The 21,705-nt window shown below is 61.9% G+C and carries 20 protein-coding genes; 4 read left to right on the top strand and 16 right to left on the bottom strand.

Annotation, left to right across the window (positions count from 1 at the left end; genetic code table 11):
- Positions 1 to 402: 402 nt before the first annotated feature.
- Positions 403 to 906 (top strand): Lrp/AsnC family transcriptional regulator, encoded by a 504-nt coding sequence (locus HB676_RS19075; RefSeq protein ID WP_213739440.1) that lies wholly within the window; start codon positions 403 to 405, stop codon positions 904 to 906.
- 20 nt (positions 907 to 926) lie between these two features.
- Here the strand turns inward: HB676_RS19075 and HB676_RS19070 are convergent, their stop codons facing one another.
- Positions 927 to 1,463, bottom strand: a complete 537-nt coding sequence (locus HB676_RS19070) for a TIGR02444 family protein (protein ID WP_213739439.1) — start codon at positions 1,461 to 1,463, stop codon at positions 927 to 929.
- The gene (locus tag HB676_RS19065; protein WP_213739437.1) at positions 1,460 to 2,056 is read right to left on the bottom strand and encodes a UbiX family flavin prenyltransferase; all 597 of its coding nucleotides are present in this window, start codon (positions 2,054 to 2,056) and stop codon (positions 1,460 to 1,462) included. The genes HB676_RS19070 and HB676_RS19065 overlap by 4 nt, the downstream gene beginning before the upstream one ends.
- Before the next feature lie 282 nt (positions 2,057 to 2,338).
- Here HB676_RS19065 and HB676_RS19060 point away from each other — a divergent pair, with 282 nt between their 5' ends.
- The gene (locus HB676_RS19060) at positions 2,339 to 3,061 is read left to right on the top strand and encodes an aspartate/glutamate racemase family protein (RefSeq protein ID WP_213739436.1); all 723 of its coding nucleotides are present in this window, start codon (positions 2,339 to 2,341) and stop codon (positions 3,059 to 3,061) included.
- Positions 3,062 to 3,120: 59 nt separating this feature from the next.
- Positions 3,121 to 4,104: a tripartite tricarboxylate transporter substrate binding protein gene (locus HB676_RS19055; RefSeq protein ID WP_213739434.1), complete on the top strand. Its 984-nt coding sequence runs from the start codon at positions 3,121 to 3,123 to the stop codon at positions 4,102 to 4,104.
- A gap of 28 nt (positions 4,105 to 4,132) precedes the next feature.
- Here HB676_RS19055 and HB676_RS19050 read toward each other — a convergent pair whose 3' ends face one another.
- The 13 genes from HB676_RS19050 to HB676_RS18990 all read right to left on the bottom strand — a co-directional run bounded on the left by HB676_RS19050 (position 4,133) and on the right by HB676_RS18990 (position 19,801).
- Entirely contained in the window at positions 4,133 to 4,903 is a 771-nt protein-coding gene (locus tag HB676_RS19050; RefSeq protein ID WP_213739432.1) for an ABC transporter permease, read from the bottom strand.
- Between the two features lie 13 nt (positions 4,904 to 4,916).
- On the bottom strand, positions 4,917 to 5,711 hold the full coding sequence (locus HB676_RS19045; protein WP_213739431.1) for an ABC transporter permease: 795 nt from the start codon (positions 5,709 to 5,711) through the stop codon (positions 4,917 to 4,919).
- Positions 5,698 to 6,516 (bottom strand): ABC transporter ATP-binding protein, encoded by an 819-nt coding sequence (locus tag HB676_RS19040; protein ID WP_213739430.1) that lies wholly within the window; start codon positions 6,514 to 6,516, stop codon positions 5,698 to 5,700. Before HB676_RS19040 ends, HB676_RS19045 begins: the two co-directional genes overlap by 14 nt.
- Positions 6,504 to 7,559 carry an ABC transporter substrate-binding protein gene (locus HB676_RS19035; RefSeq protein ID WP_213739429.1) on the bottom strand — a complete coding sequence of 352 codons (1,056 nt, stop codon included), beginning with the start codon at positions 7,557 to 7,559 and terminating at the stop codon, positions 6,504 to 6,506. Before HB676_RS19035 ends, HB676_RS19040 begins: the two co-directional genes overlap by 13 nt.
- 104 nt (positions 7,560 to 7,663) lie before the next feature.
- Positions 7,664 to 8,071, bottom strand: coding sequence for a RidA family protein (locus HB676_RS19030; protein ID WP_213739427.1), 408 nt, complete (start codon positions 8,069 to 8,071; stop codon positions 7,664 to 7,666).
- Between the two features lie 221 nt (positions 8,072 to 8,292).
- A complete protein-coding gene (locus tag HB676_RS19025) occupies positions 8,293 to 9,525 on the bottom strand; it encodes a rhodanese-like domain-containing protein (protein ID WP_213739426.1) in 1,233 nt (410 codons plus the stop codon).
- An 884-nt stretch (positions 9,526 to 10,409) separates the two neighbouring features.
- Complete coding sequence (locus tag HB676_RS19020) at positions 10,410 to 11,435, bottom strand: aldo/keto reductase (RefSeq protein WP_213739425.1); 1,026 nt, start codon at positions 11,433 to 11,435, stop codon at positions 10,410 to 10,412.
- Positions 11,436 to 11,590: 155 nt separating this feature from the next.
- Positions 11,591 to 13,729, bottom strand: coding sequence for an adenylate/guanylate cyclase domain-containing protein (locus tag HB676_RS19015; protein WP_213739423.1), 2,139 nt, complete (start codon positions 13,727 to 13,729; stop codon positions 11,591 to 11,593).
- Between the two features lie 112 nt (positions 13,730 to 13,841).
- Entirely contained in the window at positions 13,842 to 14,474 is a 633-nt protein-coding gene (locus HB676_RS19010; protein ID WP_213739421.1) for a FecR family protein, read from the bottom strand.
- Between the two features lie 448 nt (positions 14,475 to 14,922).
- The gene (locus HB676_RS19005; RefSeq protein ID WP_213739420.1) at positions 14,923 to 15,984 is read right to left on the bottom strand and encodes a class I SAM-dependent methyltransferase; all 1,062 of its coding nucleotides are present in this window, start codon (positions 15,982 to 15,984) and stop codon (positions 14,923 to 14,925) included.
- A gap of 162 nt (positions 15,985 to 16,146) precedes the next feature.
- Positions 16,147 to 16,737 (bottom strand): TetR/AcrR family transcriptional regulator, encoded by a 591-nt coding sequence (locus HB676_RS19000; protein ID WP_213739418.1) that lies wholly within the window; start codon positions 16,735 to 16,737, stop codon positions 16,147 to 16,149.
- 10 nt (positions 16,738 to 16,747) lie between these two features.
- Positions 16,748 to 18,193 carry an efflux transporter outer membrane subunit gene (locus HB676_RS18995; RefSeq protein WP_213739416.1) on the bottom strand — a complete coding sequence of 482 codons (1,446 nt, stop codon included), beginning with the start codon at positions 18,191 to 18,193 and terminating at the stop codon, positions 16,748 to 16,750.
- A 9-nt stretch (positions 18,194 to 18,202) separates the two neighbouring features.
- Positions 18,203 to 19,801: a DHA2 family efflux MFS transporter permease subunit gene (locus HB676_RS18990; RefSeq protein WP_213739415.1), complete on the bottom strand. Its 1,599-nt coding sequence runs from the start codon at positions 19,799 to 19,801 to the stop codon at positions 18,203 to 18,205.
- A gap of 95 nt (positions 19,802 to 19,896) precedes the next feature.
- Here HB676_RS18990 and HB676_RS18985 point away from each other — a divergent pair, with 95 nt between their 5' ends.
- A complete protein-coding gene (locus tag HB676_RS18985; protein WP_213739414.1) occupies positions 19,897 to 21,015 on the top strand; it encodes an HlyD family secretion protein in 1,119 nt (372 codons plus the stop codon).
- Here HB676_RS18985 and HB676_RS18980 read toward each other — a convergent pair.
- Positions 21,012 to 21,674: a TetR/AcrR family transcriptional regulator gene (locus tag HB676_RS18980; RefSeq protein WP_213739413.1), complete on the bottom strand. Its 663-nt coding sequence runs from the start codon at positions 21,672 to 21,674 to the stop codon at positions 21,012 to 21,014. The two genes, HB676_RS18985 and HB676_RS18980, sit on opposite strands and share 4 nt — an antisense overlap.
- Between the last annotated feature and the right edge of the window lie 31 nt (positions 21,675 to 21,705).

Here is a 21,705-nt window from a genome sequence, read left to right as displayed (position 1 = left end):
ATTATGTTCCTGTTGGTTGCGCCTGCGCCCTGAACGGCGCAAACGCATGCGATTCCTCAAGCCCGACGTTAGGCGGCAGTTAGCAGCGTCACCGCACCTCGTCGAGACAGCTCATGCTCTTCCCTTTTGCCGGATGACTTCAACACCGGGTTTTCTGCCCGTCGCGAAACCAACCCGCCCTCAGACCCCCTGAGCTTTCCTACCCCGGGGGCTGAATGTATTTTGCCGAGACCGCGCGCCATATCAAGGCATATTTCCAGAACGAACAGAATGAAGGCATGGAATCGCAAAATCCTCACTATCCTAGCAATTTTTATCCCCGCGACGACGGGCTTGATATGTCAAACTCTGCATTTGTGTTACCAAATCTTTGACATCAGGTTTCGGGGGACGGGGGTACGCATGGACGATCTCGACTTCACGCTTCTGCAAATCCTGCAGGAGGATGCGACACTGAAGGTGGCTGAAATCGCTGAAAAGGTGGGGCTATCTCCGACTCCCTGCTGGCGTCGTATCCAAAAACTCGAGGAAGAAGGCGTCATTCGCAAGCGCGTCGCCTTGCTGGATCCGGTGAAACTGCAAGTCGGCGTCACCGTCTTCATCGCCATCCGCACCAATCAGCACAACGCGGCCTGGGTCAAGAAGTTCTCCGCGATCGTGATGTCGATCCCGGAAATCGTCGAGTTCTACCGCATGAGCGGCGACGTCGATTACCTGCTGCGTGCCGTGGTGCCTGATATCGCCGGCTACGACGCGGTGTACAAACGGTTGATCGAGAAAATCGAGCTGGGCGATGTCAGTTCGAGCTTCGCGATGGAGCAGATCAAATTCACGACAGCCTTGCCGCTGCAGTTCGCAATCAACAGCGAAGCGGCGGCGCGGAATGCCAAGGAAGGCAAGTCGTAACCCCGGTACGCCAGCTTTTGTCAGCTTTCCTGCATCGCGGCGCCGACGATCAGATCGATCGCCGGCAGCAGATCCGAAAGTGACTTGCCCGGGCGCTTTTCAAGCGCGAGCGTCACCACGCTGCGGAGAACCGAACGCAAATCATCAGCCGTGACGTTGTCCCGCTCCGGCGCTCGCAGCGGCAAGCGTTCCGCCAGCAGTTGGTTTTGCAGCCGCTCGGCGGCGAGCTCGGCGGCCTTGATTGTCGATCTGAACGGCTCTGTCGCACTGCCCGGCGCGGGCGATGGTCCGCTCTTCAACCGGGTGCGGATAGCCCGCAGCGGATGCACGATCTGTTCGCGCCAGGGCTGGCAGGCACCGTCCAATTCCCTGATCTCGGAAGGCGTCAGCAACACACGATGCCGGGCCGCGGCGAAAACGATCATGAGCGACATCATGACATCGACACCGGCCTCGTCCTGCAGTTTCAGGCAGGCATCGGCTATCCCGGGCTGGGTGTAGAGATGCAGGGCGAAGGCCCAGCTTTCAACCTCAACGTCGGAGCGGGACTGAGTCATGAATCCGAATTCTTGATCGAATTCAATCCACCCCAGCGACTGACCGCCGCAGTCTCGATCTCAAACAGGTCGAGCACCCGGCCCAGGGTGTGATCAACCATCTGCTCCAGGCTTTCCGGGCGCGCATAGAAGGCCGGCACCGGCGGATAGACGATCGCGCCCATTTCGGTGACCGCCATCATCGAACGCAGATGACCGAGATGGAGCGGGGCTTCTCGCACCATCAGCACCAGCCGCCGCCGTTCCTTGAGGACGACATCGGCCGCGCGCGTCAGCAGCGAGGAGGTCACGCCGGTGGCGATCTCGGAGAGGCTTCGCATCGAACAGGGCGCAACCACCATGCCGAGCGTCCGGAACGACCCGCTGGAAATGGATGCCCCGATATTGTCGATCTGATGCACGACATCGGCCAGCGCCGTTACCTCTGCGATATTGATATCGAGCTCCTGCGTCAGCGCGATCCGCGCCGAGCGGCTGATCACGAGATGCGCTTCGATGTCGGTCGGCTGCAACAGGCGCAACAACCTGACGCCATAGATGGCGCCGGAAGCCCCGGTTAATCCGACGATCAATCGCCGCGGAGATGAAGTCATCGGAAAGGATCCAGTCCTCTTAAATCATTGCGTGCCGCTGCGCTGGAGTAGCACAAAATCGATACCAATCTCGTCAGGCGCCGAGGAAAAAGCCTCGGACATCTCCACCCAAATTTAGACATGCATCGCCCAAAAATCCACCAAAGCCTGATTTTTATGCCTCATATTCCTATATATACGCAAAATATAACTCAAAAATACGAATATGAAGCAATTTTCATTAGATTTGTGGCAAGAAGCTGGTACATTCATCTCACTCTCGCACCACCAAGGACGAATGACATGCGCACGATCGGGTTGTTGGGCGGCATGAGCTGGGAAAGCACCGCAGTCTACTACCGGCGCCTCAACGAGAACGTCCGCGATCGCCTCGGCGGTTTGCGTTCCGCCAAGGTGATCATGCATTCCGTCGACTTCGAAAGCATCGTCGAATTGCAGAAGGCCGATGCCTGGGATCAGGCCGGGACGGTTCTCGCCACGCTGGCACGCAACCTCGAGACCGCGGGCGCAGATTGCGTGTTGATCTGCACCAACACCATGCACAAGCTGGCCGACACCGTGCAGGACGCGATATCGATACCGCTGCTGCACATTACGGATGTCACCGGGCAGGCCGTGGCCTCCGCCGGCTACCGCCGGCCGTTGCTGCTCGCGACGCGCTATACGATGGAACAGGATTTCTACCTCTCGCGATTGCGTGACAGGCATGGGCTTGCTCCCCTGGTGCCTGACGCGGAGGACCGGACCGCCGTGCACGACATCATCTTCAACGAATTGTGCTGCGGCGTAGTACGAGAATCCTCCCGGCAGCGTTATCTGGAGATCATTGCAACTGCGCAAGCGGCCGGCGCCGACAGTGTCATTCTCGGATGCACGGAAATAGGCCTCCTGATTGGTCCTCAGCATTTCGCATTGCCGGCGTTCGACTCGACATTGCTGCATGCCGATGCCGCGGTCGCATTCGCGATGGAGCGGCATGGCGAACCCACGCGGAGTGCGGCATAGCGGCGCTCGCCCCCAAAGGAAGCACAGACTTTGGCATGGTTTGTGCTACCTGAAGGGACATGAAGAAGATTCTACGCCGTCAATTTCTGCACCGCGCGGCAGGTGCTGTTGTCCTTCCATTTCTGCCGGCGATTGCGCGCGCGCAATCCTATCCGGCGCGCCCGGTGCGGATGATCGTTCCGTATTCGCCGGGCGGTCCTACTGACGTTTGCGCGCGTTTCATCGCGCAAAAACTCTCGGAGCGGCTGGGCCAGCAATTCTATGTCGAGGATATCGCCGGCGCGGGCGGCAATATCGGCACCGGACAAGCCGCGAGAACCGCGGCGGATGGCTACACGGTTCTGATCACGGTGAACAGCTACGTGATCAATCCGAATCTGTATCCCAAGGTGCCCTATCGCGTGCTGCAGGACTTCGATTCCGTCACGCTCGCGGTCGGCTTTCCCTCCGCGATGGTGGTCAATCCTTCGGTGCCGGCCACCACCGTCAAGGAGCTTGTCGCGCTGATCAAGCAGACGCCCGGCAAATTCAGCTTCGCTTCGCCGGGATTTGGTACGCCGTCGCATCTGCTCGGCGAACAATTTCGTGTCGTGCTGGGCCTCGACCTTGTGCACGTTCCCTACGGCGGCAGCGGCCCGAGCATGATATCGGCGGCCGCCGGCGATACGCCGATTGCCTTCGCCGCGTTGTCGGCGGCGGTACCGCTGATCAAGGACGGCAAATTGCGGGCGCTCGCGGTCATGAGCAAGAACCGCTCGCCGGCGCTTCCTGATTTGCCGACTATCGGCGAAGCCGGTTATCCCGGCCTCGACGGCGACGCCTGGATCGGCGCGCTCGTTCCCGCCGGCACGCCCAAGGACATCGTCATGCTGCTTCAGCGCGAAATCGTCGATATCCTGGCGATGCCGGATATGAAGGAGAAACTCGCTACGCTCGGTCTCGACCCCATCGGCAGCACGCCGGAGGAATTCACCACGCAAATGAAGTTCGAGATGGAGAAATGGGCCAAGGTGATCGAGGCCGCCAAGATCAAGGCCGAATAGGACGCGCGCCGTCGGGGCCGCCGGAGCGTCAGGCATTGCTGTGCCAGGCCGGAAACGCCGTTTGAATCCGCAGCATTATCGCATCGAGCAGCAGGCCGACCACCAGCATGGTCAGGATGTAAGCGAACACCGTCGGGCTTTCGAAGAAGCGTTGCGAATACATCAGCGCCGCGCCCATCCCGCCGCCGCCGCCGACCATCTCCGCGGTAAAGGTCGTGATCAACGATACCGGCAGCGCGACCCGCAAGGCCGCAAATATCCGCGGCCACGCCGCCGGCAGCACGATACGAAACAATAATGTGAGATTAGACGTTCCCAGCGAATACGCCGACCAGATCCAGACCCGGTTAATCGCAGAAGCAGCCGCATAGGTTCCGATCACGATCGGAAAAACACAGGCAAAGGCGACCAGCAGTATCTTCGAGGTGCTGTAGATGCCGAACCACAGAATGAAGATCGGCAGGAACGCGATCTTCGGCGACGGAAACGCCAGCGCGATCACCGGATCGAATATCCAATGCACCAGCCGGCTGCGTGCCATCGCAATGCCGAGCCCGACGCCAATGAGCGTCGCAGCGAACAATCCGGCAAACGCACGAAACAGGCTGGTCAGGAGATCTGCCGGCAGCGAACCGTCGGCACACACCGTCCACCATTCCGCCATCACTGCCGTGAACGCCGGCAGAAACAGCGGCGACGCCAGCCCCGCCCGCGCGGCGGTTTCCCAGAGCACGACGATCACAAGGACCGAGATCACGGAGCGGATCTGCAACGCACGCTTGCTGGGCTCTCTCTCCATTATTCGACCCTGCTCATGCCGGGCCTCGTTCCGTCGCCGATTCGTGCCAGCGCAGGCATTTTTGAGTCAGCAACAGCAACAACCGGTCGATCACAAAGGCTACGACGACGACGCAAGCGATGGCGGCGAACATGTAGTCGTAGGCGCCGTTCTCGCCGTACATGAAGATCAGTTTTCCGATGCCGTTGGTCGAGGCGATCATTTCCGACGAGATCGCCAGCACGAACGAGAATCCCAGCGCGACCCGCAGGCCGGTGAGAATATCCGGCAGCGCGTGCGGCAAAAATACCTGCCACAGCATCTCGCGCGGACGGGCGCCCAGCGCCTGCGCGCCCCAGACCAACACGCGCGGGGTCGAGGCCACACCCTGAAACGTATTCACCACCATCGGCAGCAGGCAGGAGAGAAACACCGCGCACACCGTGGTCGCGGTGCCGATTCCGAACCACAGGATGAACAGCGGGATGAGTGCCGATTTCGGCAAGGAGTAAGTGCCGCCGACGATCGGAGCCGCGTAGGCGCGAAATTTTGGTGAACGCGCCATCATCAGGCCGAGCCATACCCCGGCCGCGGAGCCGAGCGCGAGGCCGATCGCCGCACGCGCCAGCGTAACGAAAAGATTGTCGCAGATTTCGCGACCGGTCAGCAGATCGACCATCGCATGGCCGATCCGCAGCGGTGACGGCAGGAAGGACGGATCGATCAGTTTTGTCGCGCTGACCGCTTGCCAGATCAGGCCCATCGCGACCAGCGGAACCATCCGGCCGACCGGCGAACGGAACGCCGCGAAGCGATCAGACCCTTGCATTCAGCTTTTCCGCGGCCAGCGCCTGCTGCCGGACCGAAATCCAGACTTCGTTGCGCGTCTTGTTGAAAGCATCTGACGTGAAAAGTCGCTCGCGCGGAATCGTGCGGTCGAGATCGATCTTGAACTCCTCGACGATCTGTCCCGGCCGGGCCGACATCACGCAGATGCGGTTGGAGAGATAAACCGCCTCATTGACGTCATGCGTAATCATCAGGACCGTCTTGCGGGTCTCAAGCCATATCCGCAACAATTCGTCCTGCATCACCTCGCGGGTTTGCGCGTCGAGTGCGCCGAAAGGTTCATCGAGCAGCAGGATCGCGGGATCGCAGGCCAGCGTTCGCGCAATCGCAACGCGCTGCTTCATGCCGCCGGACAATTCGCGGGGATAGCGATCCTCGAAACCTTTTAGGCCGATGACGCCGATCAGCCGGTCCGCGATGCGCGCCCGTTCCTCCGGCGCCAGCGCGCCGCGCTCCAACCCGTAAAGGATGTTGTTGCGCACCGTGAGCCAGGGAAACAGCGCATATTCCTGAAACACGACGCCGCGGTCGGTGCCGGGACCCTGGATCGCCTTGCCATCGACCAGAACCTTGCCGTCGGCTTCCAGAAAGCCGCCGAGCACGTAGAGCAAGGTGCTCTTGCCGCAACCGGAGGGCCCGACGATCGAGACGAACTCGCCTTCATTGATCGAGAGGTCGACGGTCCTCAGCGCCAGCACCGGATTTTTATCGCCGGGATAGGATTTGGAGACCGCCTGTATCTGAATTTTCGGGACGATAGCTTTCTCGTCGGTCACAGCGCGCATGGTTTCGGCAGGAAACTGAGATTGAGATACTTTGTTACGTCGACGCTGCGGCCGATCAGTTTCTCTTCGAACATCGCGTCCAGCGGTTTCTGAATCGTCTGCGCCGAAACGCAGCCGCTGGGATCGCGGTAATAATCGCGATCGGTCGCGAAGTAGGAATTCAACACCTCCTTCGGAGATTTTGTGAAGTCCGACACGATCTGGATCGCCAGTTCGCGGTTGGCGCGATCATAGAACCAGCGAAGGCCATCGACGTAATCGGCCAGGAAGCCACGCACCGCGTCGGGGTTTTCTTTCAGGAACGTATTGGTCGTGACCTGAAAGATCACCGAGGACGGCCCGCCGAACGCATCGCCGCCGGTGAATACCGGCCGCAGATCGCCCTTGGGGCTCTCCACCGCGAGGAAGGGAATGACAAGCACGCCACAGTCGATCCGCTTTTCGCGTATCGCCGAGGCGATATTCGGGAAAGCGATCTCCACGATCTCGACATCACGCCGCGGGTCGATACCGTTCTTCTTGAGCATCACCCGCAGGGCGAGATCGACCGCAGAAGCAAAGGCATTGATGCCAATCTTCTTGCCTTTGAGATCGGTCACGGTCTTGATCGGCGAGTCCTTCAGCACCATGAAGCTGTTGGTCGCGTTACCAGCATGCCCGTCCTGGTAATTATCCGAGATGATGGTCAACCCGGCCGGCACGGCGTCCTTGACGATCACGGTAGCAAAGGCCGGCCCTGACAGCGTCGCGACATCGGCCTGCCCCGCCGCCAGCAAGGCCGCGGCTTCCGGCGTGCCGCGCGTAAAAGTCATCTCGAGCGTGTAGGCCTTGCCGTAATTCTTCAGCACGTTCTGCTTGAGATGATCCAGGAAGATGATGGTTTCCATCTCGTTCGGGCCGATGCCGCCGCCGGTCGCATAGCGGATATTGGGCACCCCGGCGGCCGATGCCGGCGAGCGGGAAATGAAGGGAGACGCAATCACGGCGCCTGCGGCACCCAGCATCCAGGCGCGGCGTGAAATTGTGTCGGAGAACGACGTCATCGGTTTTCCCTCAATCGGCCAGGCAATCCGTGAGGGCCGATCACGGCCCGCACTTTCAAAGCATTGGAACTATCGGACATGTCTTCGCTCTTGAGAAGAGCCATTCACGTTTTCAGGACGGCCATGCCTTCGATTTCGACCAAGAGATCGGGATGCGACAGCCGGCGCACCTCAACGGTTGTGCTCGCCGGCAGACCAACGCCGAGATAGTCGTGCCTGATGTCGACATGCTTGAAGAATTCGTCGATGTCGGTCACGTAGGTTGTGGTCTTGACCAGATCGTTGAGCGTGGCGCCGGCGGCTTCGAGCGCGTTTTTGAGGTTTTCACCGACCTGCCTGATTTGCGCGCGCATATCGCGGGGGCCGACGATTTCGCCCTTGTTGTTACGCGCCAACTGCCCGGAAACGAAAACCAGTTTTTCGCCGGAGGCGACGACGACATGGGAGTACAATACGTGTCCGCCGACATTACGCTTGAACAAGGCGTCCGGCTGAATTTTCTCGATCGTCATGGTTTGATACTTTCTTTGGTTTGCTACTCTTACGATTTGGATACCCTTGCAATTTCTACTTCGCCTGCGTCCATCCTTCGAGACGGCGCTTCGCGCCTCCTCAGGATGAGGCCTGAGCTAGTCTGAGGACGGAAAACCCTCATGGTGAGGAGCGCGTCTTCGCGCGTCTCGAACCATGAGGCCACAGGCAGACCAGCAATGATCCATCAAACCCGTCGGCATCAAATTACAAAGAAGCCGTGGCTGGCGTCGCGGCGGAGTTGGTCGACCAGGCCATATTCCCAATCGAGATAAGCCTGCATCGCGCCGGTATCCACATCCGTGCCTTCATAGGGGCGGCGATAGCGATGGGCCGGATCGGGTTTCGGCAATACTTTCGGCGGACTGATTTCAAGCGTGCCGTCATAGCCGCCGTCGAGCACGTACACTTCCCAGCCCATTTGCGCGAGCCATGACGCCGTCATGTCGGCGCGGACGCCCATATTATCGGTCAGAAGCATGCGCGCGCCGCGCACGGGTGCGGCCATATCGACTTCCTGAACCAGTTGCCCGCCCGGATAGTGACGGAAACCGGCGATGTGGCCGGCTGCATATTCCTCGGCGTCGCGCACGTCGAAACGGTAAAGCGTGCGATGGATCTGCGCCTCCAGCGCCACAATTTCATCCAAGCCGATATGTTTGACGCCGGCGCGATAGGCGACTTCGCGGGCATTGGTTTTCGCGCCTTCGGACAGGCCGATCCCGCCGTGGCGGCCGGCGCCATGCTCAAGATTTTGATTGGCGAGAGTCCAGCCGATCGTGCCGTTGCGCAGCGCTACCACTTTGTTGGTGACACCGGCATTGATCAGCGACTGGGTGCCGATGATCGAGCGGGTGCGGCCCGCGCAATTCACGATGATGGTGGTCTCGGGATCCGGCGCGACGCGGCCGGCGCGAAGCACCAGTTCCGCGCCGGGCACGCTGACCGAGCCCGGAATGTTCATGGTCGCATATTCGTCGAACCGACGCACATCGAGCACAGCGATATTCGCCTTGCTCGAAATCAGCGCAGCGACCTCTTCCGCCGCTAACGACGGCGTATGCCGGCGCGACTCCACTAGCTCGCCAAACGCCTTGGCGTAGGAGTTCACGTCCTGGAACAGCTCATAGCCCGCGCTCTTCCAGGCTTGAAGCCCGCCATCGAGCTGACGGACATTGGTGTATCCCAAAGCCGCAAGGCGATCGGCCGCCTGCAGGACGAGACCTTCACCCGCATCATACAGAACAATCGGCACACCCTTGCGCGGCAGCCGTGTCCCGGCCTCGAGCTCAATCCGCCCCGCCGCCATATTGGCCGCGAACAGCGGATGTCCGGTGGCAAAGGCGGCTTCATGGCGCAGATCGAGCAGCGCGATTTCATCGCGCAGCAATAGCGCGCGGCGGATGTGAGAGGGTGTGACGGAGGATATGGTCATTGGCGATGGGTCTGGAAGGAGGATGATAGTTGACCTCGCACGTTGTGCCGACGGATTCAACTCGGAGAAATGCGCGCAGCTTCTATCGTTCGTCATTGCCGGGCATAGCCGTCTGAAGGACGGCGTCGCTTCCGCTCGCCTATGACCCGGCAATCCATCCTTTTCGTGAGAACTTCTTGCGAAGATTGATGGATGCCCGGATCAAGTCCCGGCATGACAAGTGATGTTTGTACGCGCGCCGTGTCAGTGAATTTGCCGATAGACCCCCCACCCCCGACCCCTCCCCGCCACGCGCTGACGCGCGCGGAGGGAGGGGAGAAGAAAACGAATTCAATTTTCAAGCAGCATTCCGCATTCTCGCGGCGTAAACCGCCCGAGTTTTGCTATCAACTTCCCACCCTCCCAAACAGAGGGTGCAGGGAATGCCGGGCGCTCGGTGCGCCCGCCGCTCGCGTGTGCGAGGGTAGAAAGCAAAAAGCACACGCGTTAGTCAGGTCACACCGGAAACACCCGGCATTCCCCGCGCAATGGTTTTAACGGGTTCCTTCGTACTCTCCCCGGCGATCGGGCTCTTTTGCCACCGTCATCCCTGAGAAGCTTGCTTCTCAAGAACTTGACGCCAGCGTCGAGGCGTCAGGACCACACGACTTCACCGTCCGCGGCCATGTCATTCGTCATGTGACATTGCCGCGTCCACCGCATCCCGTTCCAACGTCCGTGACGACCGCGAAGCGCCCCTCTTGCGGGACGGGATGGCCAAGGGATATAGACTGATTTGCCATTTCGGAAAATCAGAATATTTTTATGGAAAGGGCTGGACTTTGATTTGGCGGACGTGCGCCTTGATTTGCCCGTCGGGTAAATCAAGGCGCCATTTGAAGCCACTAAACCGGCGGCGGATTGCGATCGCTGAAAGTCCCGCGCTGATGCCAGTAGGGGTAAGGCAGCGTGACCGCGCTTGCGGCATCCAGTCTGTCGATCTGCTCTTTGGTCAAGGACCAACCGACCGCGCCGAGATTTTCCCGCAACTGCGCCTCATTGCGCGCGCCGATCACCAGCGTTGAAACGGTGGGCCGATGCAACAGCCAGTTCAAGGCGATTTGCGATACGCTTTTCCCGTTTTCCTTCGCGACTTCATCGATGGCGTCGACAACGCGATAGACCTGCTCGTCCGGCACCGGCGGCCCAAAGCTCGCGGTCTGATGCAGCCGGCTGACTTCAGGCGTCGGTTGACCCCGACGAATTTTCCCGGTGAGGCGGCCCCAGCCAAGCGGCGACCACACCACGGCGCCAACCCCTTGATCGAGACCCAGCGGCATCAATTCCCACTCATAATCGCGGCCGATCAACGAATAATAGGTTTGATTGGCAACGTAGCGCGGGAAGCCATGCTTGTCCGCGACGGCAAGCGACTTCATCAGGTGCCAGCCCGAAAAATTGGAAACGCCGACGTAGCGGATCTTGCCGGCGCGCACGAGCGTGTCGAGGGTCGCAAGCACTTCTTCAGGAGGCGTGAGCGCATCGAATCCATGAAGCTGAAACAAGTCGATGTAGTCGGTGCCGAGCCGGCCGAGTGCCCCATCGACGGCCGCGAGCAAATGTTGCCGTGACGAGCCGATGTCGTTCGGCCCATCGCCGAAACGGAATGTCGCTTTGGTCGAGATCAAAAGCTTGTCGCGGCGGCCCTTGATGGCCTGGCCAAGAACGCGCTCCGATTCACCCAGCGAATAGACGTCGGCGGTATCGAACATCGAGACGCCGGCATCGAGACAGATATCCAGAAGGCGCCGCGCTTCGGTCGCATCGGTAGAGCCCCATGCAGCCAGGCGGCCGACACCGCCAAAGGTGCCCGTTCCCAGGCTCAAGGCCGGCACCATCAGTCCCGACCGGCCCAAACGTCGATATTCCATTGACATACTCCCTGACCGCGCCGCGGCGCTCGCCGCGCAAATTTGTAAGCGATCGTACTGTTACGCAAGACCGGCACAATAGCCAATTTTGTTGACGCAAATGCGGCTTGATTTTTGCCCCGGTTAGAAGCGACAGTCGCGGTCGCTTCGTTCGATCACTTCGCCGGCGACGGCAAGCCCGATTTGCGTATCGAGGTCAGTCGCTCGGCGAGCCGGCGCACCGCAAGATCCGCCGGACGTTCGGCCATCAGCTTCTGCAACAGCAAAGCAGCGCCCGGCGCATCACCGTCGGACATGGCGTAGGCCGCCAGATATGCAGCGCGCCAGGAGGGTGAAGCGTCGCTCGGCCACGGCTCAAAGACAGCGATCGGCTCCTCGCGCCCGCGGACCGCCAGCCGCCCCAGCGGGCGAAGCAGTGCAGCGTCGCATCGCGCAGCAGCATCCGGCCCGACGCAGATTGCCGAACCGAGTTCCTTGTTGCTGGCCTCGAGCCGCGCCGCCATATTTACGGCGTTGCCATGAGCCGTGTAGTCGAGCCTGGATTGAATGCCGACATCGCCGACAACGGCAAGCCCGGTCTCGATCCCTATCCGCGTGCGGCCGAGTTCGATGGCCGCGAAAGGGGCGCGCCGGCGAAAGCCCTCGCTCCAGGCCTGGATCGCGATCGCGCATTCGACGGCGCGTTGTGGATGACCCTCAAGGTCCAGCGGTGCGTTAAAGAGAGCGAGCACGCCATCTCCAATGATCTTGTCGAGCATGCCACCGTGCTCGATCACGATGCCGGCAACGCCCTCGAAATACTGGTCGAGCGTTGTGACAAGTTCCTCGGGACCGGCGCGATGCATCGTAGCGGTGAAATCCTCGATGTCGGTGAACAGCGAGGTGACCTCACGCCGCTCGCCAGTGAGCTTGACAAGGTCCGGTCGCTCGATGATGCGGCGGACGACCGCCGGCGGAAGTTGCTGTTCGAGCCGATGGCGCACCAACGCTTCGCGCCTGCGCGTCGACGAATATGCGGTGCCGGCCGTCACGGCGAACACCATTGCGGCCGCAAGGGTAGGCGTCAGCGGGTCGACGAGACGATCCGCAAGCACGGACGCGGCGATCGCGGCGATCCATAGCAGCGCGATCGCACCGCTCAATATCGCGGTGCCGGCGGCCGGAGACAAGGCGGCGCCAAGCGCGACCGCGAGCGCCCCGATTGCCAGAACCGTCAGCGGCTGCGCGATGGGCGCGGCAGCCAGCATCCGCGGCGCGCGGCCGGCGACCATCTGCTCGACCGCATCGGCCTGGATTTGCACTGACGGTGTCAGCGGGTCCGCGGGCGTTTCGCGCAAGCCGTTAAGCTCGGGCGCGGAACCACCGAGCAGGACCAGTGCATCTTTCAGCCGACCCCGGTCGGCCTGTCCCTCCAGGACATCGACCGCGGATAGTGTGCGAGCGACGTGTCGCCATGGTGGCACTGGCGCCAGCCGGAGCAGTCCATCACGCGACAGCGCCACCGGCCGGCCGCCGACCAGCAGCGTCGCGGGCTCGCCTTCGATGAGATAGCTAGAGGCACTGGTTGCGAGGCGCAGCGCCTCGGCAGCGAGACCCGGCATCAATACGCGGCCGACAGCGACGAAGAGCGGAACCTGACGGATCGCGCCATCCATGCTGCCAGGCAATGAGAGCGCGCCGAGCCCGCGCGCCGCGGCCGCGAGCGGCGGCACTGGTCCGATCGCGCCCGCGGCCTGCCACAAATCGTCAAACGGCAGCAACTCGCGGCTTACGATCGTTGCTCCCGGCAATGCGTGGGCGCGATCGGGGTCCAGCACAAAGCCAAGGGCGACGGGGACGCGGCCGATCGCTTGCGCCAGCAGTCTGTCCCCGTCCGGCAAGCTTTCTCCCAGCGCGCTGATCTCGGCGTGACCGGTCACCGATCCGAGCCGGCGGGCGAGCGCCGCCGGCGAGCGTTCGTCGGGCTCGGCGAACAGCACGTCGATTGCGATTGCAGCCGGCCGTCCGCTCGCCACCGCCTCGACGAGCCGTGCCATCGTCGCCCGGGGCCACGGCCAGGCGCCCAATGCACCGATCGACGCCCGATCGATGTCGACAACGATCACCTTCAGATCGGGTGTGACGGGCCTGCGCAGTTGTTGGTCGCCAGCGAGCACGAGGTCGAAGGCGCTGTCGCGCAACGTTTCGCGCATGGTCTTCGGAAGCAGGATGGTTGCCGCCAGAAAGACGGTCAGGGTCGCCAGCCCAGCCGCAACCGGCAGGCGCTGCTGCAAGGCTCGACGCATCCTACCCATCGGGATGCCGCCGCGAGATCACGCCGAACGAACTTGTTTGCGACAACAGTGAAAAGTCCTTTGGTTTGCCGGCATTGCCGGTCTGATGTGAACCCGGCGGGCCTCACAACATTTAGCTGACGCTTGCGAGCGCGGCGCGGATGCGCTCGGCCCCCCATCGTTTGACCGGAGTCGGCGGCGCGCCGGGCGCGGCAATGTCCGTGCCCTCGCCTTGGCGCAGGATCACTTGCTCACCTGCTGCGGTCACCGCCACCGACCCGCGCGCGACGAATACGCCAAAGCGGTCGTTGCTCGGCCCCGCGAAAAATCGCGTGCCGCGCACCGCGATCAATGCGAAAGGACTGCGAATTTGCACTCTCGCACGGTGCGGCGGTCCATCGAACAGCAAAGGTCCCGAGCGCAACGTCATCTCACCGCCGGCATTGACAACATACCGGTCGATCTTCAGCCGCGCTTGTTCGCCGAGCCTCACCGTCGTCTCGCGGCCGAGCCGCATTCCCAGCCGGGACGCGACGCCGGTCACAATTTCCTCGCTGAGAAAAACCGGCGCGGCCCGGCCAAGCGCACGGCGGACCGATTCGATCTCGGCGAACGCCTCGCCGGTGATCTCTTCGACCGAGCCAACCCGCTCAACTGCACGCGCCGGCCTGAGCGCGAGAATGAATGGAAGTGCCAGCGCCCCGCTGCGGAGAAGCCAGCGTCGATTGCGGAAGCGGTCGCGCTTGATCTCGTCAGGTCCGGTCATCTTCGATCTCCGTCAGCGCCTTGTTTCAGGATGCAATTTTGTCATGGACCCAGATGCGAACGGAGCGTTGTGTCATCTGGTTTACAGGGCGGACGCTCTCCTGCAAAGCAGCGCAGCCTTGTCGGCAAGTTCAATGAACTTCCTGCGCCTCCACGTGTCGGCGCGCGAGCAATCGTGTCCGGGACGGTCTGCGCAAAGCCGACAGCGCTCATCGCGAGTATCTCATGCGCGACGTCACAGTAACCACTCGGTGGGTCGTCGTGGTTCGTCCTTGACGGGGCAAATTGTCGCAACCGGTCGAGCCGAGCGGCCGACACCGGGGCAGACATTCTCAACGGCACGGATGTCCGAAAAGTGCCAACGTGCGTATCAGCCCGGAGTGAATGCAAAGCTCTGGGAGCCGCATTCCCTACACCATCCGGACTGATGCGCACCATTGGTATGATCGTCAGGAACGCACTTCGAAGATCATGTTGAACGGCGTCTCGGTCGCGCGGCGGAAGCGCTTGAAACCCGCTTCAGTCGCGACCTGACGCAATCTGCTTTCACCCGCCTGAGCGCCGAGTCCCAGGCCCACTTCCTGGGAGAGCGATGCCGGTGTGCAAATGAACGTCGAGGCGTGATAGAAGATGCATCCGACCGGATTGAGATTGTCCTTGAGATTATCATGGGCAAACGGCTCGACGATCATCCAGGACCCATCCTTGGCCAGCGTTTCCTTGACATGCTTGCCTGCCCCCACGGGGTCGCCCATGTCATGCAGGCAATCGAAGAACGCCACCATATCGTAGTCTTTCGCCGGAAAATCCTTGGCACTGGCCTGCGCGAACGTGATGCGGTCTCCGACTCCCGCTTCCTGCGCCAGGATCTTCGCGCGTTCAATCGAAGGCTTGTGGTAATCGAAGCCGAAGAACTCCGAATTGGGATAGGCTTGCGCCATCACAATTGTAGAGGCGCCGTGGCCGCATCCGACATCGGCCACTCTGGCGCCGGCTTTCAGTTTCGCTTCGACGCCTTCGAGCATCGGAATCCAGTTCGAAACCAGATTGGCGTTGTACCCCGGCCTGAAGAAGCGTTCGGTACCCGAGAAAAGACACTTCGAATGCTCGTGCCAACCAACACCTTTTCCCGTTCGAAACGCTTCGATGATTTTGGGTTCGTCAAGATAGGTGGATTGCACGACATCGAATGCGCCGGCAAAGAAAGCTGGCGATCCCTCTTCGGCGAAGGCCATGGCTTGCTCGGCCGAGAGCGAGAATGCATTTTTTTCGGGGTGATAGTCGATATACCCGGAAGCGGCCTGTCCGGACAGCCATTCGCGCACATACCGCTCGCGCAGGCCGGTCTTCTTGGCAAGCTCGGACGAGGTGACCACAGCGCCATCCGCCATCGCTTTGTAAAGCCCGAGGCGATCGCCGAGCAGTATGCTTGCGCCGCCAAGCGAGATGCCGAGGTCGCCGACCAGCTTTCCTACCAGCGCGTTCAATTTTTCAAGGTTTGGTTCACGCATTTCAGCCTCCTCCACTCCTGAGAACAGCCCCAGCGTTAATCAGGAAAGTGTAGGACGGCCGGCAGATTACAAGTGTGAAGGGGTTCACACATCGGACGTGCTGACTGTGTCAAAATGGCCTTGATCTACAAGTTCAGTAACCCGGTTGTCGCCAAATACCGATTAGCCCGCAACAAGCCCAAGGCGTTGCTTCAGGGCTTGCTGCGAAGCAACCAGCACCGCTTTCGCGTGGCCCGGCTTTTGCGCACTGCGCGCCAATCCCAGCGCGCCGACCAATTCCGCCAGGATCGAATTGGCCTGGATCTGCGGATCAGCGATGTCGGTGCGTTCAAGCAACGTCGTCAGCCCGCCGACCAGACGCGCGACACCGGCTGAAAAGCGAGCCCGGGCCTCGGGTGACATATGCGGCACCTCCGCGGCCAACGCTGGAATTGGACAACCGCGCCCGGCGGATTGGCTGTGACGGATCGACAAATAATAGTCGATGAAAGCGGTCAGCGCCTCCTGCGCGTCAGACGCATTCACCTTCGACAGGAAGCCGGCGTAACGCTCGTCGAACGAGTAGGTGATCGCCTCGGCGACCAGATCGTCCTTTGACTTGAAATGCGCGTAGAAGCCACCGATCGTCAGATCGGCCGCCGCCATGACGCCGGCGACACTGACCCGCTCGATTCCCTGGCCGCGGATCGCTTCCGCGGCGGCCTGAAGAATCCGCTCGCGCGTCTGCGCTTTATGATCGGTGCTGTACCTCATCTCCCCTCCCTCAATATATCCGTCCGCCGTTCGCCGCTATCGTCTGCATCGTGCCCGGCTGCCAGCCGCCACCGAGCGCACGATAGGCTGCAACGGCGGCACGCGCTTCATTCGCCCTGACCGTCGCCAGCCGATCGGAGGCGGCCAGTTCCTGCCGGTCGGCATCGAATACATCGATCAGCACCGCGACACCGCCGGCATAGGCGCGCCGCGTTTCGTCGCGCGCCTTCCGCAATTGTTCGATCTGACGCACCAGAGATGCACGCTCCGTGCGCGCTTCGGCGAGACGAACCAGCGCCGTTTCGACGTCTTCGGCCGCATGCAGCGCCGCCCCGCGCCACGCCGCCAGCGCTTCGGCATCGCGGCCCTTGGCTTGCGCCACTTCGGCATCCACGCGCCCGAAGTCAAACAGACGCCATCGTACCGATGCGCCGCCGGAAGCCTGCACGGCGCCGGCCGTGAAAAGATTCGACGTCATCGTACTTGCGCTGCCGACAAGACCCGCAAGCGAGACATGCGGATAATAATCGGCAATGGCCACCCCGATGCGAGCATTGCTGGCAGCGAGACGCGCCTCGGCAGCCACGATATCCGGACGGCGGCGCAGGAGGTCGGTGGGTGCAGCGCTGCCTGCCGGACGCGGCGCGGCGGGGATCGCCCTCGATCCCGCCAACAACGCGCGATTGGCGCCGGGCTCGTCGCCGACCAGCACGTCGAGGCGGTTGAGCTGGGCAGCGATGGCCGCCCGCAACGGCGCGGTGCTTGACCGGACGGATTCGAGTTCGGCCTCGGCACGGTTCAACTCGCGCTCCGGCGCAAGACCCTCGTTGAAGCGTTGCCGCACCACGCCGACGAGGCCCTGCTCGGTCTTTACTTGATTGTCGGCAATGGCAAGACGGGTCTGAAGCCCTCGCAAGGTGAGATACGCATCGGCGGTTTCCGCGGCGACGGACACGGCGATCGCCCCGGCATCCGCCTCGCTTGCGGCGAAATCCGCATGGGCCGCTTCGCTGCTGCGCCTTAAGCCTCCGAACACATCGAGTTCCCACGACGCTTCAGCGCCCAAGGCATATTCATTGTAGTCGCGCGGAAGCCCGAGGATATGCGAGGCCGCACCCAGGGGGCTATCGAGCGATTGCCGCACGGCGGTCGCGCTTCCTGTTCCGTCGGCGCTCGGGAGCAGCGCAGCCACAGCGCCCCGCGCCGCGGCCCTCGATTGCTCGATGCGCGCGAAAGCTTTCGCCAGATCCGTATTCCCGGCGATGGCTTTGTCGACCAAACTTACGAGCACCGGATCGTAAAATCCACGCCACCAATCGGCGTCCTTTGTCCGCGTGTCGATGACACCAGCGCTCATGTAGCGCGGCCTGAGCGCCATGTCCGGCTGCTCGAAGTCCGGTCCGACGGCGCAGCCGGCGAGAGAAGTTGCGGCGAGAATAATCAGAGGCAATCGCATTCGGCTCTCTCAGTGGGAGTCGGCGGGAGACGGCGGAGGACCCTTGGCGGGGCGGCAGAACGGAACCATCACCAGGGCAAAAAAGAACATCCAGGACATCAGCCGGAACACTTCGTTGAACGCGATCGTCAGCGACTCGCGCGCGACGATGTGGCCGATCAATCCCTGCGCCATCAGCAGCGCGCGGTCGGGGTCGGGAGTCATCGCGTGGAGTTGGCGCGCGAGCGCAGCCATCACATCCCTGGCGGGCCGCCCGGAATGCGACAGCGCTTCACCGAAGCGCAGCGCCTGAATGCGGGTATTGTCCTGCAGCCAGGTGTTCACCGTGGCGATGCCGATCGCTCCGCCAAGATTGCGCATCAGGTTGAAAAGCCCGGATGCAGAACGCAATTCCGGCCCCTGAAAACCCGACAGCGCCATGGTGACGGATGGCACGATGCACAGCATCACGAACAGTCCGCGCACGAGCTGAGGCACCAGGAGCTCCCCAAAACCCCAATCGGACCCGAGATAGGATGTCATCCACATGCTGCTGGCGAAGCCTGTCAGGCCGACCGTGATCAGATAACGCGGATCAACGATTTGCGACAAACGTGCGGAAACGACGGTGCTGAACAGTTGACCCACTCCGACCACGAATACCGTGGTGCCGATCTGCAGGCTGTCGAAGTCACGGATGCGGCCGAGATAGACCGGCAACAGATAGGTCGAGGCGTAGATGCCGAATCCGATCACGATATTGAACAAGCACGCAAAAGCAAACGTCGGATTGCGGAACGGCGACACGCGAACGATCGGGTTCTTTGAAAACAACGACCGCTCGACGAAGAATACGAACGCGACCAGCGAGAACCACGCCGACATCAGGATCACCGGATCGCCGAACCAGTCGTTGCGTGGCCCTTCCTCGAGAACATATTCGAGGCCGCCGAGCGCCACAGCCATCGCCAGAAGATGCGACCAGTCGATGCGCGCGAACATGCCGGGATCAGCGCTGTCGATCTTGACGAACGCGATCGTGAGCACTGTCACGATAATTCCCGGCGGCACATTCACGAAAAAGATCCAGCGCCAGTTCATCGCATCGGTAATAATGCCGCCGACCGTCGGCCCAAGCGTCGGCGCCAAAACGGAGACCATGCCGAGGATCGCGGGAATCAAGGCGCGTTGCTTGCCTTGAAAGAGCATGAAGCCGACAGCAAAGACGCTCGGCACCATCGCGCCACCGACGAAGCCTTGAATTGCGCGAAAGGCGGACATCGATCCGATATCCCAGGCCAGCCCGCAAGCGATGCTCGATAGCGTGAACAGGCCGGCGGAAGTCGCAAACAGCCACCGCGTCGACATCGCCTGGGCCAGGAACGCCGAAAACGGGATCATCACCAGTTCGGCCATCAGGTACGCCGTCTGCACCCAGCTCACTTCGTCAGGCCCTGCCGAAAGACCAGCCTGCACTTCATTGAGCGAGGCCGCGACGATCTGGATGTCGAGCAAGGCCATGAACTGGCCGAAAGCGAGGATGCCGAAAATCAGGAACTTGCGGCCGGTCGGCCAATCCACAGGATTGACCGGCGCCGCAACGCTTTCACTGATGTTCGCAGGCTTCACCCGGCGGTCCCCTTGATTATATTTCGTATATAATATTATGGTGGTCATTCAATGAAGGCAAGCGTGATGACGCGCGTGATTGCAAGGGTGCCTGAATGGACGCGATAACGAACGCCGCCGCGATCGAGGCGCAGAAACCGCGGAGGTCATTTCTTCCGTCGCGCCGCACGGTAATGGCGTCGGTGGTTGCGCTCGCGGTCGCCATCGGCGGGGCCGTGTGGATCGCGCTGCCTCCCTCGAGCGAAAGCACCGATGACGCCTATATCGGCGCCGATATCACCGCCGTTGCGCCCCAGGTGCGGGGGCTGATTGCCGAAGTGCTGGTCAGGGATAACCAGACCGTCAAGGCCGGCGAAGTGCTGGTGCGGATCGATCCCGAGGAATTCGACGCCAGGGTTGCAGCAGCGCGCGCCGATCTCGCCAATGCCGAGGGCGGCGAGGCCGCGGCGCAAGGCGCGCTGATTTCGCTGGATGCCGAAGAACGACTCGCCTCCGCCAACGTGGCAGCCGCCGAAACCTCGATCCGATCGGCGCAGGCTCAATTCACCCGCGCCGATGCGGACCGCAGGCGTTACGATTCGCTGGTGACAGGCGGCGCGGTCGCGCGCAGCGACGCCGATCGATTTTCAGCGGCGGCAGTATCGGCGGAACAGGACGCAGCCCGAGCGCACGCGAATCTCGACGTGGCGCAGGAAGGCGTCAACGTCGCGCACGCCAGGCGCCCCAGTCTCCTCGCCGCCGTTCAAATTGCGCAAGCGCGGATTGCCCAGGCCAAAGCCGCACTTAATCTGGCGCTGCAGGATCAGCGTCATGCGACCATTCAGGCGCCGATCGACGGGGTTGTCGGCGATCGCCAGGTCCGCGTCGGCGATTACGTGCAGCCCGGCTCGCGGCTGCTCACCTTGGTGCCGCTTCATGCGCTGTATGTGACGGCCAACTTCAAGGAGACCCAGACCGCACGCATGCTGCCTGGACAACATGCAACGATCGATGTCGACGCCCTGCGCGGCCCTTCCCTGCACGGAACGGTCGAGAGTTTCGCGCCCGGCTCCGGGTCGAGCTTCTCGCTGCTGCCATTCGAGCCCGGCACCGGCAATTTCACCAAGATCGTTCAGCGAGTCCCGGTGCGCATCCGGTTCGATCCCGGCCAGAAGATGGCCGACGCATTGCGCCCTGGTCTTTCGGTAACGGCCAGGGTGAAACTCACGGACTAATCCGGTGCGCGGCAGCCTTTCAGGAACAATGAAGCGCAGAATTTGACCCGCCGCTCGATCTGCGAACGCGACGGCAGCGGCACACCGCCATAGACCGCGGCGCGTTGCGGCGCCGACGCCACCATGCCGATCAGAATGCCGGCGGCCTCATTGGGATCGTCGAGTTTGAGCCGGCCGCGCTGGATCTGGATCCGCAGCCAGTCCGCGAGCGCCGCGATCAGGCGCAGGGCGCCGTTGCGATAGAACGTCGTGGCGAGATCCGAGAACTGGCTGGATTCCTGCAGCACGAAACGCTGCAGCGCGACGACTTCAGGGTCAAGCGACACTTCGGCGCAGAACATCAGCGCGGTGGTGAGCGCGGTTTCGATATCTGCTCCGTCGCCGGCGCTCAAGGTCACGTCGAGTGCATGCGCAAGCTGGTCCAGGCGATTGGACACCATCGACTCGAACAGCGCCGCCTTGTTCGGGACCAGCCGATACAATGTCTTGGTGGAGATGCCGGCGCGGCGGGCCACCGTTTCGGTGCTGGTCGCGGCATAGCCGTTGGCGGCGAATTCGTGCCGTGCGGCGTCGTAGATGATCGCTCGCGTCTCCTCGTCGGACCGCAATTGAGGACGGCCGCGTCCCGGACGCTCGGGGAAAGTTTCCGCTCTAGCCATGCTTTTATATGATGCCAGTCATCCTATTGAC

The organism is Bradyrhizobium sp. dw_411, from assembly GCF_018449695.1.
Taxonomy (GTDB): Bacteria; Pseudomonadota; Alphaproteobacteria; order Rhizobiales; family Xanthobacteraceae; genus Bradyrhizobium.
Note: the sequence above shows the minus strand (reverse complement) of the source record. Positions and strands in the feature narration are given on the sequence as shown.

Excerpts from the sequence above, each read along its gene's own strand:
- HB676_RS19075 (WP_213739440.1), top strand. The coding sequence starts at position 403 with ATGGACGATCTCGACTTCACGCTTCTGCAAATCCTGCAGGAGGATGCG.
- HB676_RS19070 (WP_213739439.1), bottom strand. The coding sequence starts at position 1,463 with ATGACTCAGTCCCGCTCCGACGTTGAGGTTGAAAGCTGGGCCTTCGCC.
- HB676_RS19065 (WP_213739437.1), bottom strand. The coding sequence starts at position 2,056 with ATGACTTCATCTCCGCGGCGATTGATCGTCGGATTAACCGGGGCTTCC.
- HB676_RS19060 (WP_213739436.1), top strand. The coding sequence starts at position 2,339 with ATGCGCACGATCGGGTTGTTGGGCGGCATGAGCTGGGAAAGCACCGCA.
- HB676_RS19055 (WP_213739434.1), top strand. The coding sequence starts at position 3,121 with ATGAAGAAGATTCTACGCCGTCAATTTCTGCACCGCGCGGCAGGTGCT.
- HB676_RS19050 (WP_213739432.1), bottom strand. The coding sequence starts at position 4,903 with ATGGAGAGAGAGCCCAGCAAGCGTGCGTTGCAGATCCGCTCCGTGATC.
- HB676_RS19045 (WP_213739431.1), bottom strand. The coding sequence starts at position 5,711 with ATGCAAGGGTCTGATCGCTTCGCGGCGTTCCGTTCGCCGGTCGGCCGG.
- HB676_RS19040 (WP_213739430.1), bottom strand. The coding sequence starts at position 6,516 with ATGCGCGCTGTGACCGACGAGAAAGCTATCGTCCCGAAAATTCAGATA.
- HB676_RS19035 (WP_213739429.1), bottom strand. The coding sequence starts at position 7,559 with ATGACGTCGTTCTCCGACACAATTTCACGCCGCGCCTGGATGCTGGGT.
- HB676_RS19030 (WP_213739427.1), bottom strand. The coding sequence starts at position 8,071 with ATGACGATCGAGAAAATTCAGCCGGACGCCTTGTTCAAGCGTAATGTC.
- HB676_RS19025 (WP_213739426.1), bottom strand. The coding sequence starts at position 9,525 with ATGACCATATCCTCCGTCACACCCTCTCACATCCGCCGCGCGCTATTG.
- HB676_RS19020 (WP_213739425.1), bottom strand. The coding sequence starts at position 11,435 with ATGGAATATCGACGTTTGGGCCGGTCGGGACTGATGGTGCCGGCCTTG.
- HB676_RS19015 (WP_213739423.1), bottom strand. The coding sequence starts at position 13,729 with ATGGGTAGGATGCGTCGAGCCTTGCAGCAGCGCCTGCCGGTTGCGGCT.
- HB676_RS19010 (WP_213739421.1), bottom strand. The coding sequence starts at position 14,474 with ATGACCGGACCTGACGAGATCAAGCGCGACCGCTTCCGCAATCGACGC.
- HB676_RS19005 (WP_213739420.1), bottom strand. The coding sequence starts at position 15,984 with ATGCGTGAACCAAACCTTGAAAAATTGAACGCGCTGGTAGGAAAGCTG.
- HB676_RS19000 (WP_213739418.1), bottom strand. The coding sequence starts at position 16,737 with ATGAGGTACAGCACCGATCATAAAGCGCAGACGCGCGAGCGGATTCTT.
- HB676_RS18995 (WP_213739416.1), bottom strand. The coding sequence starts at position 18,193 with ATGCGATTGCCTCTGATTATTCTCGCCGCAACTTCTCTCGCCGGCTGC.
- HB676_RS18985 (WP_213739414.1), top strand. The coding sequence starts at position 19,897 with ATGGACGCGATAACGAACGCCGCCGCGATCGAGGCGCAGAAACCGCGG.
- HB676_RS18980 (WP_213739413.1), bottom strand. The coding sequence starts at position 21,674 with ATGGCTAGAGCGGAAACTTTCCCCGAGCGTCCGGGACGCGGCCGTCCT.